Raw genomic sequence first — 14,012 nt, forward strand, 5'->3', positions numbered from 1 at the left:
AAATTCGGGCCATTAATGAAGTATGTCGATGGCAGGGAGCTCTGCTGAAAGTCATTTTCGAGAACGATTTTCTCCCGCAGGATTCGCTCAAAATACGCCTTTGCGAAATTTGCACTGAAATCGGTGTTGCCTTTGTAAAAACGTCTACTGGTTTTGGGTTTGTTCGGGATTTCGATGGCCGATACGATTACAAAGGGGCTACCGAGCACGACCTAAAACTTATGCTTACGCACGTAGGGCCAAACGTTCGGGTGAAAGCGTCGGGTGGTATTCGTACGCTCGACGAGCTGCTGACTATAAATGAACTGGGAGTTGCGCGCATTGGCACGTCCTCCACCGCTTCCATTCTGAACGAGGCTTACCAGCGTTTCGGTATAGAAGCTCAAACCTTACAACCAACAAGCAACACCGAAGCGAAAGGTTACTAATCAAAACGTATTTTCCATCCTACATTTCCTGTTTCCAAATGCTCAACCTTGGTTTTGTTTCGGCTATTCTGGCTGATTATGATTTAAATGGCGTTCTGAAATTTGCGGCTAATCACAAGTTTAAATGCGTTGAAGTTATGTGCTGGCCAAGCGGCAATGCCGACGCCCGACGCTACGCAGGCGTTACGCACATTGATGTTGATGCGCTGGATGTCGAACAGATTCACCAGTTGTTACGTACCTACCCCGTCTCGATTTCGGGGTTGGGTTATTATCCGAATCCGCTGGACCCGAATCCGGATCAGGCTGAGTTTTATCGGGAGCATGTCAAGAAAATAATTCGGGCTGCCTCCAGGTTGGGCATACCCGTTGTCAATACGTTCATTGGGCGAAATCCATCGTTGAGTGTTACAGAAAATCTAAAGCTATATGCCGAACATTGGCCGGCAATTGTAAAAGAAGCCGAAGAATGTAACGTAAAGATTGGCATTGAGAATTGCCCCATGTGGTTCACGGACGATGAATGGCCCGGCGGCAAGAACCTCGCCACTACGCCTGCCATCTGGGATCGTATGTTCGAGATTATTCCGTCGCGCGCTTTGGGTCTAAACTACGACCCTAGTCACCTGATCTGGCAAATGATGGATGAAGTACGCCCTATTTACGATTACCGCGACCGGCTGCACCATGTTCATCTTAAAGATGTTAAACTCTACCGCGACAAACTAAACCGTGTGGGTAGTATGGCGAATCCGCTGGAATATCATTCCCCAAAACTGCCCGGTTTAGGTGACGTGCGCTGGCGGGATTTCTTTGCTGCCCTGACGGACGTTCGCTACCGGGGCCCGGTTTGTATTGAAGTGGAAGACAAAGCGTATGAAGGTAGTCCGGAAGATGTACAAACAGCCATTCTGACCGCCCGCAATTACCTTAGCCAGTTTCTGGTGTTGTAGCCCAGAATGATTCCCAACGTAACAGACATTTTACAAACAGTATTGTTCAAGAACAGCAACGGTGCTCCAAACGCTCAACAAACTCGATACCGATCTTTTTCTCTGGCTCAATAGTTTCTACGCTCCCTGGCTCGACACGCTGATGATTTGGGTAACGGAACGTAACACCTGGATTCCGTTTTACGCCATACTTATTGGCTGGGCAATTTATCGGTTCCGGAAGCAGGCCATTGGTTTATTACTGACCATCGTTGCAGCGGTGGCGCTTGGCGATCAACTGACGTCGTCGGTACTGAAACCCCTCACCCAACGACTACGGCCCTGCCATGTGCTGGCGTTGCAAAAACTTATTCATCCGGTCATGGAGTGTGGCGGACAATACGGATTTGCATCCTCGCACGCATCAACGACGTTCGCACTGGCGGCTAGTCTGTGGCTCCTGCTCGGCAAACAATACGCCTGGCCTAAATGGGTCTTTCTATGGGCCGCCCTTGTGTCCTACAGCCGCATTTACGTTGCCGCGCATTATCCTTTTGACGTACTGGTCGGGGCGCTTTTAGGGATTTTATCAGCGCTTTTGGCAGTATCGATCTACAAAAGAATACAGGCCCGCTCCAGTCATCGTTCTATCTCTTAAAATCTTCATTTAATGCGTTAACAATCCATCGCACATATGGTTGTACGGAGATATCTGCAGATGAATCCACTCCTGCAGATACACAGCCATTCCTATGCAAGTTGATACCGAGGAGACTGATTGCAGCTACGCTACGTTATTTGACCACACACCGCCCTCTTCGCATTTACAAGTAAGCGTAATCGTTCCAGTCAGGAACGAAGCTCACCACTTAACGGATACCCTGGAGGCACTACGTAGACAACTGGATACGAATGGCCTGCCGCTGAATCCAGCTCTCTACGAAGTTTTGTTGCTGGCCAACAATTGTACCGACTCCTCGTATGAAGTTGCGTTTCAATACCAGCATCAGCATCCTTCATTCTCACTGCACATTGCACAAATTCATTTACCGGCCAACAAAGCAAACATCGGCACCGTCAGGCGAATGCTGATGGACGAAGCCTATCAGCGATTAATGAGTGCAGGACGTACGGATGGGATTATCGCATCAACTGATGGTGATACGGTAGTGGACAAGCATTGGGTGTATAACATCATGCTCGAAATAGCGAAGGGAAATGACGCTGTTGGCGGACGCATTCTGACCCGACCCGACCAAAGCGAGGTACGTTTATATCACCTGCGGGACGTAATGTACCGAACGTTGGTAGCCAAAGCCGAGGCTCTGCTCGACCCTTGTTCACATGATCCCTGGCCAAGGCATTTTCAGCATTTTGGCGCTAGCCTGGCCGTTACGTGTCAAACGTATGACAGGGTGGGCCGACTCCCGAAAACACCTTATCTGGAAGACGAAGCCTTCTATCAGGCGCTATTACGGATGGATGCAAAAGTGCGGAAAAGTCCTCACGTAAAAGTCTTCACCTCCAGCCGGATACAGGGCCGGGTTGACGTTGGTTTTTCGGAGCAGTTACGGTACTGGTCGGCTATGAATCAGTCGAATCAGTGCCAGTTAGCCATGCCTGCCGAAGCAGTCATTATTCGGCTGCAAAACCGCTATCTGTTGCGAAATTACTGGCAATTACTGGATCGTTCCAGCCATATTGATACACTGCAACGTATTGCAAAGGAGCTATTGATCGATTCAAACTGGCTCATAAATGAGCTTGAACAAAGTCGCTTTTTTGGGGAATTATGGGAGAAGGTCGATAAAAAAATGACTACGGGTACATGGGGAACGCACTGGCAACCAGTCCCTATCACATCCGCTATTCGCGCGATGCGTAACTACCTGGCTGATAAATCAGCTACTTTTTTTTGAACAGATCCAGCCGGTATTTATCCGTACGTTGATTCAGCAGATGCGTAAGCGGTTTATCTTCGCCAGCCATCTTTAGAAACTCCTCATGAACCTGATCGCCGGTTAGCGGATAATCAGGCACAAAGGGTGTCCAGTGGACAAGCAGTAAATGACCCTCTTTTTCTACATGCTCAACCATTTTCTGACGGGCCTGCTCAAGGTCACGTAGTGATAGGTAATAACCCACTTCAGACAGTACGATCAGATCAAATTGATTGTCTGGAAACTCGCTGGGAATACTCATCCGACTCACTACTACGTGCTTATAAGGCGCCATTCGTTGTCGGGCAGCCTTCAGAGGCAGTTCACTCGCATCAACTGACAGAAGCTGATCGCAACGTTGTGCCAGCATTTCACTCAGTACACCAATGGAGCAGCCTATCTCGAAAGCATTCCTGTACTTTGCGTTGGGCAAAGCAGCTATAGTTGCTTCATATTTTGCCCGTTCATAAGGGCTTGTCTCGAAACTCCAAGGGTCCTCATTGGCCCGGTACACATCATCAAAATAAGTGGTTGGCAAGCTGACAGCCGACATAGTTCTCCCGGTTTATTTCTAAAGTTATTTTAACGCCATAGTTCATGCACGCTCACCTGGCTTTCAGCAACGTATCGACCAATATCAAGTACTGTTGCATCGGGCGCTGGCTGACGCAAATAAAACGTCAGGTCGCGATGAATACGCTCAAAGGGAAGGGGCCGCATAAGTCCCCTCGCCCCTACCGAACGTTCGGCCAGCGGCATAACCCGTAGGCAAATCTCTTCAATGGCGGTTCGGGCCATATTGGCATACGTAACGATTTTATCCGTCTCTTTCCTATCGTTTAGCCATTGATCCGTTTTCGTACCCGCAGCATTCAGCCAGTGATTCCCTGACTCAACCAACCAGGTCATTTCGGCCAGCCGCATTCGTTGAAATGCATCGTCCGTACGTTTCAGCGAGTCCAGATACGCACGAACTGCCTCGACTAATGCTTCAGCCCCTCCCAACTGGACGGCTGCAAACCGAATGGCCCCTCCACTGAAATACGGTTGTTTATAATAATCGCCGGGTTGACCCAGCAGATCGCTTTCATCGAGTTCAACGCCCGTAAAATCGAGTTTATAACTAACTGACGCCCGCATTCCCAGTGGCTGCCAAAACTGGTCATCCTGCGGAATGGCTTTTACCCGTTCCGTTGGAATAATACACATTTGCCAGCCTCTGCGATCTGCCCCCATCAGTTCGCCGGTAACCAAAGGACGCTGAATCCAGTTGGCCCCCGAGCAGAATGTCTTACAGCCCTCGAGTCGATACCGTCCGTTTCCGATAACGTGAATTTTCACCCCATCAGCAGCTTGTGTGTTCCAGACACTGAATAGTCGGCTGTGTTCGATTACGTCGGCTTTCCATACTCCCTTTTGCTCCGACGTAGCGTATAAGTCAATCAGATTCAGCGCATTGATGTGCCCTTCGTAGACGCGCCCGACTGCCAGGTTAGCTGCTCCGATTTGCTTCAGCATTTGCAGAAGTTGGTCCGTTCCTAGCGGCTCGGTCAACGTAATTCCTAACAATCCGGCATTGGCCAGCCAGTTGAATGATTCTTTAGGAAAAGTTTTATCATCATCGGTTTGCGAGGCTGTTTCAGCGATCTTTTGGAGTAACCCAGTTATCTTATCTGATTCGACGAGCATGGATGGCATTGTAGACAACAGGTACGTATTGATGTTTGCTACTTATCTAATCAGAAGTGAACGTAATTGTTTCGCGTATTTATACCCTGGAATCCATGATACATCGAGTTGCTGAGTAAAGAAACTTAAACGTGCATCAGCAAGCTGGCTATTTTTTCCGTACCTTTGCGGGAAATTTGTCAGGCACTCATGGCATCGTACAATCCGGTTAAGATTTTTTCGGGTAGCCACTCCACCTATTTAGCTGAAAGAATTGCCCACTATTATGGCAAAGACTTAGGCGGCTATACCTGTCGCCGGTTCAGCGATGGTGAGATGTCGCCCAGCTTTGAAGAGTCAATTCGGGGTTGCGACGTTTTTTTAATTCAGTCGACTCCCCCACCGGGTGATAATCTGAGGGAGTTGTTGCTGATGGTTGATGCCGCCCGGCGCGCTTCGGCACACTACGTAACGGTTGTAATTCCTTACTTCGGGTACGCTCGTCAGGATCGGAAAGATAAGCCCCGCGTATCGATTGCGGCTAAGCTGGTTGCCAATATGCTGGCGGCATCCGGAGTTGATCGGCTTATGACAATTGATTTACACGCCGGGCAGATCCAGGGCTTTTTCGATTTTCCGGTAGATCACTTGGAAGGTACGTCGGTTTTCGTCCCTTATATCCAAAGCCTGAACCTGGAAAACCTGGTGATTGCCTCGCCAGACGTGGGTGGTGCCAACCGGGCCCGTACGTTTGCCAAGCATTTTAACGCCGATATTGTACTGTGTGACAAACACCGCAAACGAGCCAACGAAATAGCCTCAATGCAGGTCATCGGCGACGTAGAGGGTGCTAACGTAGTGCTGGTTGACGATTTGATTGATACGGGGGGTACAATGGCGAAAGCGGCCCAGATTATTCTGGAAAAAGGTGCCAAGTCGGTACGCGCTGTATGTACACACCCGATTATGTCGGGCAAAGCGCACGATAACATTGCCAATTCCGTGCTGGAAGAATTAGTGGTTGCGGACACGCTGCCATTAAAGCAGGCCAACGCAAAAATCAGAGTGCTGACGGTGGCAGAACTGTTTGCCAAAGCCATTGGACGCATTCGGGATCATGAATCTATTAGTTCACTTTTCATAAAAAATTGATTGATTCACTAAATGATAGCGTAAAATCAGTCATTTAATAGATCAATCATTCAACAAGTCAATCATTTTACTAACATGAAAAAAATCGAGATTGTAGGGTATCAACGAGCGAATCTCGGCCGCACGGAATCACAGGCGATTCGGGCCGAGGGCAATGTTCCGTGTGTATTGTATGGCGGAGAAGAGCAGGTGCATTTCTATGCCCCAGCTATTTTGTTTCGCCAATTGCTGTATACGCCTAATGTGTATGAAGTAGCGCTTAATATTGAGGGCGATGAGTACCGGGCTATCCTTCAGGAAGCTCAGTTCCACCCAGTAAGCGACGCACTGTTACATGCTGATTTTCTGCTGGTGACGGATAAAAAACCGGTTAAGGTTTCTGTTCCGGTTCGTCTGGTAGGTTCAGCTCCAGGGGTACAGAAAGGTGGTAAATTAGTAACCCGCGTTCGGAAACTGCGCGTAAAAGGAGCGATCGAAAACATCCCTGATTTCATTGATGTCGACGTATCGAATCTTGATCTTGGAAAATCTGTTCGGGTAGGTCAGATTCCAGTAAGTAACATCGAATTGCTGGAGCAGTCATCCAACCCAGTGGCCAGTATCGAAATTCCACGGGCACTACGTGGTCAGGTTTCGGCCAAATAATTAAATCACAGACTAACCGTCTGTTTGAATTAATAGATACGAAAAAGCCTCTGCAGAACTGCAGAGGCTTTTTCGTATCTATTAAACCGGAAAACGCTCCTTTACAAACGTATGGCCCGTAATCGTAAACTATTACTGACAACCGATACGGAACTCAACGCCATAGCTGCCCCGGCAATCATCGGATTAAGCAAAAAGCCAAAGGCAGGATACAATACCCCGGCAGCAAGCGGAATGCCAATCAGGTTGTAAATAAATGCCCAGAACAAGTTCTGCCGGATGATACGTACCGTTTGCTTCGACAATTGCAGCGCTTTGGGCACGCTGTTGAGGTCAGAGGTTATGAGCGTCATACGCGCTACGTCTATCGCAATGTCGGAGCCTCGCCCCATTGCCACACTCACATCAGCCTGAGCTAAAGCCTGCGAATCGTTAATTCCATCGCCGACCATAGCCACCACCTTCCCTGCTCCCTGTAATTCTTTTACAAAATCAGCCTTATCGGCAGGCATAGTTTCCGCTTTATACTGGGCTATTCCCACTTGCTCAGCTATTGCAACCGCCGTTTGGGTATTATCGCCGGTTAGCATATAAACCTCAATTCCTCGCTTTCGCAACGTATCAATTGCCTGTTTTGAGCTAGCCTTAACTGGGTCAGCAATTGCAATGATAGCTAACACTTCGCTGGCTTTTTCAACATTGTCGTATCCGCAACGAGCAAAGAAAACAACGGTTTTTGCCTGACTCTGTAACTGAGCGGCCTGCCGCGCCAGTTGATCGGGCAGCGGAATTTTCTGATCCGCAAGAAGACTTAGATTACCAACGGCGTACATCATATCCTGATCGTAAGCTATAATCCCTTTTCCTGTTACGCTCTCGAATTTCTCCAGCGTCTGCAACTCCGTTCCGTTCAGATACGTAGTGATCGCTTCAGCCAGTGGATGTTCTGATTGTGCCTCCATCGCATAAAGTACCGACCGGAGCGGTGTTTGCTTGTCCTCTGGCACGGTCCAGATCAAATCCGTAACGATGGGCTTCCCTTCAGTTATGGTACCGGTTTTGTCGAGTACGATTGCATTGACCCGATAGCCCATTTCAAGACTTTCCGCGTCTTTAATCAGGATGTTGTTTTCAGCGCCTTTCCCAACGCCAACCATAATAGCAGTTGGCGTAGCTAAACCCAACGCGCAGGGACAGGCAATAACCAGCACCGTTACTGAGGTCAGCATAGCCGTTGTAAATGGATCAGTGCCTGGAACGATGTAAGCTCCGAACAGCATCCAGACGACGAACGTCAGTAAGGCGATGCTCAGCACGATAGGGACAAAAATGCCTGCAATTCGATCAACGGTCTGCTGCACAGGCGCTTTACTTCCCTGCGCATCCTGCACCATACGGATAATTTGGGCCAGCAACGTATTACCGCCGACTTTCTCGGCCCTGAACCGAAAACTTCCTTTCTGATTAATTGTACCAGCAAAAACCTTCGCACCGGCCTGTTTTTCAACGGGTATAGGTTCGCCACTAATCATGCTTTCATCAACGTACGACTGCCCCGATTCAACCGTGCCATCCACCGGAATCTTTTCCCCTGGTCGTACCATAAGCAAATTACCTACCTGAACCGAAGCAATCGGAATCTCGCGCTCAGCATTATCCTCAATCAACCGAACCGTTTTGGGTTGTAACCCTATAAGCTTCTTAATGGCCGAAGATGTATTGGATTTGGCTCGTTCTTCCAGCAATTTGCCCAATAGAATAAAGGCGATGATGACGGCAGCCGCTTCAAAATAAACGTGTGGATGAAGGCCCCGACGGTGCCAGAATTCGGGATAGATTGTATTGAACGTACTGAATAGAAAAGCGATGCCCGTACTGAGCGCCACCAACGTATCCATATTGGCCTTTTGATGACGAGCCTGCTTCCAGGCATTTATAAAGAACGATCGCCCCAACACAAACACAACCGGAGCCGAAAGCGCAAGCATGATCCAGTTAGCATACGCTAATGGTCCATCGGTACGGTCCATGAAAAACATGCCGATGACAACAACAGGCAGCGACAGTAGTATTGCCCAGGTAGTCCGTTGTTTAAGCGCCCGATAATGCTGCTGTTGCGCTTCCTCCTGCACTAGTTGCGGATCGTCGGCATCAACAACAATATCATAACCAATCGAGCGAACCGCATTCTGTAGTTCAGCCGGTGTTATCACATCCGGATTGAACTGCACCTGGGCCGTCTGATTGGCATAGTTCACACTTGCGTCGCTCACGCCGGGCGTATGCTTCAGCATGGACTCGACACTGACTGCACAGGCAGCACAGCTCATTTCCAGCACAGGGTACGTTTTCCGGATGTCGGCTACGCTGCCTGAACTGGAGGAATTTTTAAGGGTTGCATTCATACCCATAGACCGGAATCGATCCGGTACGTTTTTAAGATAACGGCTCGGCTTTGTAGCCCGCCTTTTCAATCGCCTGGCGTATATCGGCCAACGTAGCGGTATCGGTTTCGGCCGTCAGAATTTTACCAGGATCCTGCACATCTACCTGCCAGTGGCCTTCTCCCACAACCTGATTAAGGAAAGGCGTTACGGTAGCTACACATGCACCGCACTTGATATTGGTTTTGAATTTCAGCGTTTTCATAGAACTAATCATTTATTGGATAACCAAATTCCCGTTACAAAAGTCGCTTACTCTGGACTCGAAACCGTTACATAATTCTTGCCAGGTAGTATAAAATTGAAGCAATGAGCCATCAGTTCCGCTACGTTTAGAACCCCGTTTTAACTTTCTTTTAACCATGGCTTAAGTCCAATTTAAGTTCATCCCGACACCTTTGCCCAGGTAAAAATCGTATGCCGTAGCCGGTATGAACAAATTCATCAAAGGTATCCTATCCTTCTCGCTGAAGAATAAATTTTTCATCTTTTTCCTGACAGCCCTGGCCGTTGTTGCCGGTATACTCAGCTATCAGAATACCCCAATTGAAGCCTTTCCAGACGTAACAAATACGCAGATTACGCTTATTACGCAGTGGCCAGGACGTTCGGCAGAAGAGGTCGAAAAATTCGTAACTATTCCGATAGAAATTGGCCTGAATTCGGTGCAGAAACGTACCGACATTCGGTCAACATCACTGTTTGGCCTGTCGGTAGTTAAAGTTTTATTTGAAGATGGCGTCGATGATGCCTTTGCCCGTCAGCAAGTCAATAACCTACTCAATGGGGTTGAACTGCCCGAAGGCATCCGCCCGGACGTGCAACCACCTTATGGCCCGACAGGCGAAATTTTCCGATATACACTTCAGTCGTCAACCCGTACGTCTCGTGAATTAAAGACCTTACAGGACTGGGTGATTGAACGTCAGTTAAAAAGTGTGCCGGGCGTAGCGGATGTGGTTAGTTTCGGTGGCGAAGTAAAAACGTACGAGATTTCGGTTGATCCGCGCCGACTCATGGACTACAATATCACTCCTCTGCAATTGTATCAGGCTGTAGCGAACTCAAACGTGAACGTCGGGGGCGACGTCATCGAGAAGAACTCGGAAGCCTACGTAGTGCGCGGCATCGGGCTGCTACGTAATCAGCAGGATATTCAGAACATCATCATCAAGAACGTGAAGGGAACGCCCATCATGGTACGTAACGTAGCGCAGGTTTCCGAATCAGCGCTACCCAAACTTGGCCAGGCCGGCCGCGACAAAAAAGATGACGTAGTGGAATGTATCGTGGTCATGCGAAAGGGGGAAAACCCCAGCGAGGTAATCGAGCGGGTAAAAGCAAAGATCAACGAGCTGAATACAAGCATTTTACCCAATGACGTAACGATTAATACGTTCTACAACCGCGAAACGCTGATCAACTTCGCCACGCACACGGTTACGCATAATCTTATTGAAGGAATTGTGTTCGTAACGGTCATTGTGTTTCTGTTTATGGCCGACTGGCGGACTACCGTGACTGTATCCATCGTTATTCCGCTAGCCTTGCTATTCGCCTTTATTTGCCTGCGTCTGAAAGGAATGTCAGCTAATCTTCTCTCTATGGGCGCTATCGACTTTGGTATCATCGTAGACGGTGCCGTGGTTATGGTGGAAGGAATTTTCGTTACGCTCGACGAGATGGCTCACAAGGAAGGCATGCCCAGGTTTAACAAACTAGCTAAGCTGGGCGTACTACGTAAAACCGGAACTGAAATGGGAAAGGCCATTTTCTTTTCCAAACTCATTATTATTACGTGCCTGGTTCCTATTTTCTCGTTTCAGAAAGTGGAGGGCAAAATGTTCTCTCCCCTGGCCTGGACGCTTGGTTTTGCCTTGCTGGGTGCCTTAATTTTCACCCTGACTCTGGTGCCAGTTTTAGCGAGCATCTTGCTTAATAAAGACGTTCGCGAAAAGCACAATCCGTTCGTCAACGTAGTGACCAAATACGCTACCCGGGCCTTTGGGTTTACGTTTGCTCACAAGCGGCTTAGTCTGCTTATTACGGCGGCCCTTGTGGTTATTGGGCTATCGGGGTTTAGCTTGCTCGGAACCGAATTTTTGCCTGAACTTAACGAAGGTTCTATTTATGTTCGGGCCACCATGCCCATGAGTATTTCGTTGCCGGAATCCGTGAAGCAGACGGTACAAATGCGCCATATCTTCGAAGAATTTCCAGAAGTTAAAGGCGTTATTTCCCAAACAGGCCGACCGAACGATGGAACTGATCCGACCGGTTTTTATAACATCGAATTTCTTGTCGATATCTACCCGCAGGATAGCTGGAAAAGCGGACTGACAAAAGAACAACTAGTTGATAAAATGCAGGAGAAGCTGGCGGTTTTCCCTGGCGTTAACTTCAACTTTTCTCAACCCATAATGGATAACGTAGAGGAAGCCGTATCTGGAGTGAAAGGTTCTATTGCGGTAAAAATCTACGGTCCGGACCAAAGCATTCTGGAGAGTAAAGCCGGGGAGATCCAGAAGCAGTTGGCTACTGTGCAAGGCATCGAAGATCTGGGGGTTATCCGGACAACTGGTCAGCCCGAAATGCGCGTCGAACTGGATGAGCGAAAACTGGCTCTGTACGGTGTCAATAAAGCGGATGCTGAGGCTGTCATTGAAATGGCCATTGGCGGTAAAGCCGCTACCCAGATTTACGAAGGTGAGCGTAAGTTTGACCTGCGTATTCGCTATGAGCTACCATTCCGCTCTAACGAACTACAGATCAGCCGATTGATGGTACCCACCGAAAGTGGCAGTATGATTCCGATTAAAGAAATCGCCAACGTGTATACGCAAACGGGGCCGGTCTTAATTTTCCGGGAAGCAGGCCAGCGATACGGTGCCGTTAAGTTCTCGGTACGCGGCCGCGACATGGGAAGCGCCGTTGCCGAAGCCCAGCACAAAGTTCAGGCGAATGTAAAATTGCCATCGGGCTATACGCTTAAATGGGCTGGCGATTTTGAGAATCAGCAACGAGCAACGGCCCGTTTGACGCAGGTGGTGCCGATTAGTCTGCTGGCGATTTTCTTTATACTGTTTGTCTTGTTTGGTAATGTAAAAGACGCAGGGCTCGTCCTTTTCAACGTACCGTTTGCTATCATTGGTGGCATTGCTGCGCTGCTAATCACTCATGTCAACTTCAGCATTTCTGCGGGCATCGGATTCATCGCTCTGTTCGGTATTTGCATCCAGAATGGCGTCATTCTAATCTCCGTATTCAAGAAAAATTTGCGGGGCGGGCTACCACTCAACGATTCGATCCGCGAGGGAGTTATCTCGCGGATAAGGCCGGTAGTCATGACCGCAATGATGGCTGGCATCGGGCTTATTCCGGCGGCCGTTTCGCATGGCATCGGTTCCGAAACAGCCAAGCCACTCGCCATTGTGGTAATCGGGGGATTGATCACCGCCACGATACTGACACTGTTTGTTTTTCCGCTTATATTTTACGTTTTTTACCAGCATAAATTCAGCGCGAGTTAAAATTTAGTGAATTTTGAGTAAGCTTTGCTACGTTTAATAATTTTAGCCGCCGAGTTACGTTTTATTAGAAATAACTTGCAACATTTGCACAGCTATTGTCTCCTCGTCAGTAGCTATAACTTAAATAGACATATACAGAGAATTTGGTTACTCTGAAAAAATATTGCTCCTTGTAGCATCACGATCCTTTACAAAGGGAAGGTTGAACATCAAGATGCGACGACCATCTGGTCGTCCATCTTGAAATGGTGTGGATAGAAGCGGAAAGCCGCCCCGATTTTCGGAGCGGCTTTTTTGTTGGCATTCATGCTGCTTTGGCTGGTTTAACTCACTTTTAATGCATCTTTCAACCCCTTTTAATCCTCTAACGCGACCTTGGTCATTGGATAGGTTGTAAGATATTTAATATATAATGTAACGAATGCGGCCTTTTCATAAAATAATAATTCACTCTACCGTTATTAAATCAGACAAGAGCTATGTATGTTGCCGATATGAAAATACTGGTGGTTGAAGATGAACCCAAACTGGCATCGTTTGTAAGGAAAGGTTTGGAGGAACAATCCTGCGAAGTAGATGTAGCCTTCGATGGACAGGTTGGACGAAATATGGCCTTAAATAATCTCTACGATGTGATTATTATGGACATTAACCTGCCTAAGATGAATGGGTTTGATGTTGTTCATTCGATTCGTCAGGAAAAGAACAGCACCCCTGTGCTGATGCTGACTGCTATGGGCTCGGTTGATGATAAATTGACGGGCTTTGAGGCAGGGGCAGACGACTACCTAGTTAAGCCCTTTGAATTCAGGGAGTTGATGGCTCGATTGCGGGCGCTCACCAAACGGAGCAGCGATACAGGCATGCAACTGAATACGTTGAAAGTAGCCGATCTCGAACTCGATCTTAACGAAAAAGTAGCCCGGCGTGGCGATAAACGTATTGAGCTGACGGCTAAGGAGTTTGGCCTGCTTGAATACCTCATGCGCAATCGGGGGCGCGTTGTATCGCGAGTAGATATTGCGGAAAAAGTCTGGGATATTCACTTCGATACGGGCACCAACGTAATTGACGTATACGTGAACTTCCTGAGGAAAAAAATTGATAAGGATTTCCCTCACAAACTAATTCACACAGTGATTGGTATGGGATATATGTTAAAGGAGGAGTAAATGGAAAAGGGAGGAAAATAGAATGGAATTTCTGTAGATTGCAGCTATTCGTCTTCCTCCTTTCTTCCCTCCTCGCTTCTCTTTCCTATGAACATCCGCAC

The 14,012-nt window shown here is 48.1% G+C and carries 11 protein-coding genes and 1 pseudogene; 8 read left to right on the plus strand and 4 right to left on the minus strand.

Annotation, left to right across the window (positions count from 1 at the left end; genetic code table 11):
- The 4 genes and pseudogenes from ACOJS8_RS00500 to ACOJS8_RS00515 all read left to right on the plus strand — a co-directional run.
- Window positions 1-428: pseudogene (locus ACOJS8_RS00500) on the plus strand (deoxyribose-phosphate aldolase); the annotation flags it as partial.
- Between the two features lie 38 nt (window positions 429-466).
- The gene (locus ACOJS8_RS00505) at window positions 467-1,381 is read left to right on the plus strand and encodes a sugar phosphate isomerase/epimerase family protein (RefSeq protein WP_420146571.1); all 915 of its coding nucleotides are present in this window, start codon (window positions 467-469) and stop codon (window positions 1,379-1,381) included.
- Between the two features lie 61 nt (window positions 1,382-1,442).
- Window positions 1,443-2,018: a phosphatase PAP2 family protein gene (locus ACOJS8_RS00510; protein WP_420146572.1), complete on the plus strand. Its 576-nt coding sequence runs from the start codon at window positions 1,443-1,445 to the stop codon at window positions 2,016-2,018.
- Window positions 2,019-2,112: 94 nt separating this feature from the next.
- Complete coding sequence (locus tag ACOJS8_RS00515) at window positions 2,113-3,279, plus strand: glycosyltransferase (RefSeq protein WP_420146573.1); 1,167 nt, start codon at window positions 2,113-2,115, stop codon at window positions 3,277-3,279.
- Here ACOJS8_RS00515 and ACOJS8_RS00520 read toward each other — a convergent pair.
- Together ACOJS8_RS00520 and ACOJS8_RS00525 are read right to left on the minus strand one after the other, a co-directional pair.
- Window positions 3,266-3,853 carry a class I SAM-dependent DNA methyltransferase gene (locus ACOJS8_RS00520; protein WP_420146574.1) on the minus strand — a complete coding sequence of 196 codons (588 nt, stop codon included), beginning with the start codon at window positions 3,851-3,853 and terminating at the stop codon, window positions 3,266-3,268. The genes ACOJS8_RS00515 and ACOJS8_RS00520 overlap by 14 nt on opposite strands.
- Window positions 3,854-3,882: 29 nt before the next feature.
- A complete protein-coding gene (locus ACOJS8_RS00525) occupies window positions 3,883-4,998 on the minus strand; it encodes an acyl-CoA dehydrogenase family protein (protein ID WP_420146575.1) in 1,116 nt (371 codons plus the stop codon).
- Between the two features lie 180 nt (window positions 4,999-5,178).
- Between ACOJS8_RS00525 and ACOJS8_RS00530 the strand changes: the two genes are divergently transcribed.
- Complete coding sequence (locus tag ACOJS8_RS00530; protein ID WP_420146576.1) at window positions 5,179-6,120, plus strand: ribose-phosphate pyrophosphokinase; 942 nt, start codon at window positions 5,179-5,181, stop codon at window positions 6,118-6,120.
- A 75-nt stretch (window positions 6,121-6,195) separates the two neighbouring features.
- On the plus strand, window positions 6,196-6,765 hold the full coding sequence (locus ACOJS8_RS00535) for a 50S ribosomal protein L25/general stress protein Ctc (protein WP_420146577.1): 570 nt from the start codon (window positions 6,196-6,198) through the stop codon (window positions 6,763-6,765).
- Window positions 6,766-6,866: 101 nt separating this feature from the next.
- Here ACOJS8_RS00535 and ACOJS8_RS00540 read toward each other — a convergent pair whose 3' ends face one another.
- Entirely contained in the window at window positions 6,867-9,170 is a 2,304-nt protein-coding gene (locus ACOJS8_RS00540) for a heavy metal translocating P-type ATPase (RefSeq protein ID WP_420146578.1), read from the minus strand.
- Window positions 9,171-9,201: 31 nt separating this feature from the next.
- On the minus strand, window positions 9,202-9,414 hold the full coding sequence (locus tag ACOJS8_RS00545) for a heavy-metal-associated domain-containing protein (protein WP_420146579.1): 213 nt from the start codon (window positions 9,412-9,414) through the stop codon (window positions 9,202-9,204).
- A gap of 226 nt (window positions 9,415-9,640) precedes the next feature.
- On the opposite strand from ACOJS8_RS00545, the gene ACOJS8_RS00550 reads away from it, so the two are divergent.
- A complete protein-coding gene (locus ACOJS8_RS00550; RefSeq protein WP_420146580.1) occupies window positions 9,641-12,739 on the plus strand; it encodes an efflux RND transporter permease subunit in 3,099 nt (1,032 codons plus the stop codon).
- Window positions 12,740-13,233: 494 nt separating this feature from the next.
- On the plus strand, window positions 13,234-13,911 hold the full coding sequence (locus ACOJS8_RS00555) for a response regulator (protein WP_420146581.1): 678 nt from the start codon (window positions 13,234-13,236) through the stop codon (window positions 13,909-13,911).
- Window positions 13,912-14,012: the final 101 nt, after the last annotated feature.

The organism is Spirosoma sp. (assembly GCF_048594605.1).
Classification (GTDB): domain Bacteria; phylum Bacteroidota; class Bacteroidia; order Cytophagales; family Spirosomataceae; genus Spirosoma.

Excerpts from the sequence above, each read along its gene's own strand:
- ACOJS8_RS00520 (WP_420146574.1), bottom strand. The coding sequence starts at position 3,853 with ATGTCGGCTGTCAGCTTGCCAACCACTTATTTTGATGATGTGTACCGG.
- ACOJS8_RS00555 (WP_420146581.1), top strand. The coding sequence starts at position 13,234 with ATGAAAATACTGGTGGTTGAAGATGAACCCAAACTGGCATCGTTTGTA.
- ACOJS8_RS00545 (WP_420146579.1), bottom strand. The coding sequence starts at position 9,414 with ATGAAAACGCTGAAATTCAAAACCAATATCAAGTGCGGTGCATGTGTA.
- ACOJS8_RS00540 (WP_420146578.1), bottom strand. The coding sequence starts at position 9,170 with ATGAATGCAACCCTTAAAAATTCCTCCAGTTCAGGCAGCGTAGCCGAC.
- ACOJS8_RS00550 (WP_420146580.1), top strand. The coding sequence starts at position 9,641 with ATGAACAAATTCATCAAAGGTATCCTATCCTTCTCGCTGAAGAATAAA.
- ACOJS8_RS00530 (WP_420146576.1), top strand. The coding sequence starts at position 5,179 with ATGGCATCGTACAATCCGGTTAAGATTTTTTCGGGTAGCCACTCCACC.
- ACOJS8_RS00515 (WP_420146573.1), top strand. The coding sequence starts at position 2,113 with ATGCAAGTTGATACCGAGGAGACTGATTGCAGCTACGCTACGTTATTT.
- ACOJS8_RS00505 (WP_420146571.1), top strand. The coding sequence starts at position 467 with ATGCTCAACCTTGGTTTTGTTTCGGCTATTCTGGCTGATTATGATTTA.
- ACOJS8_RS00525 (WP_420146575.1), bottom strand. The coding sequence starts at position 4,998 with ATGCCATCCATGCTCGTCGAATCAGATAAGATAACTGGGTTACTCCAA.
- ACOJS8_RS00535 (WP_420146577.1), top strand. The coding sequence starts at position 6,196 with ATGAAAAAAATCGAGATTGTAGGGTATCAACGAGCGAATCTCGGCCGC.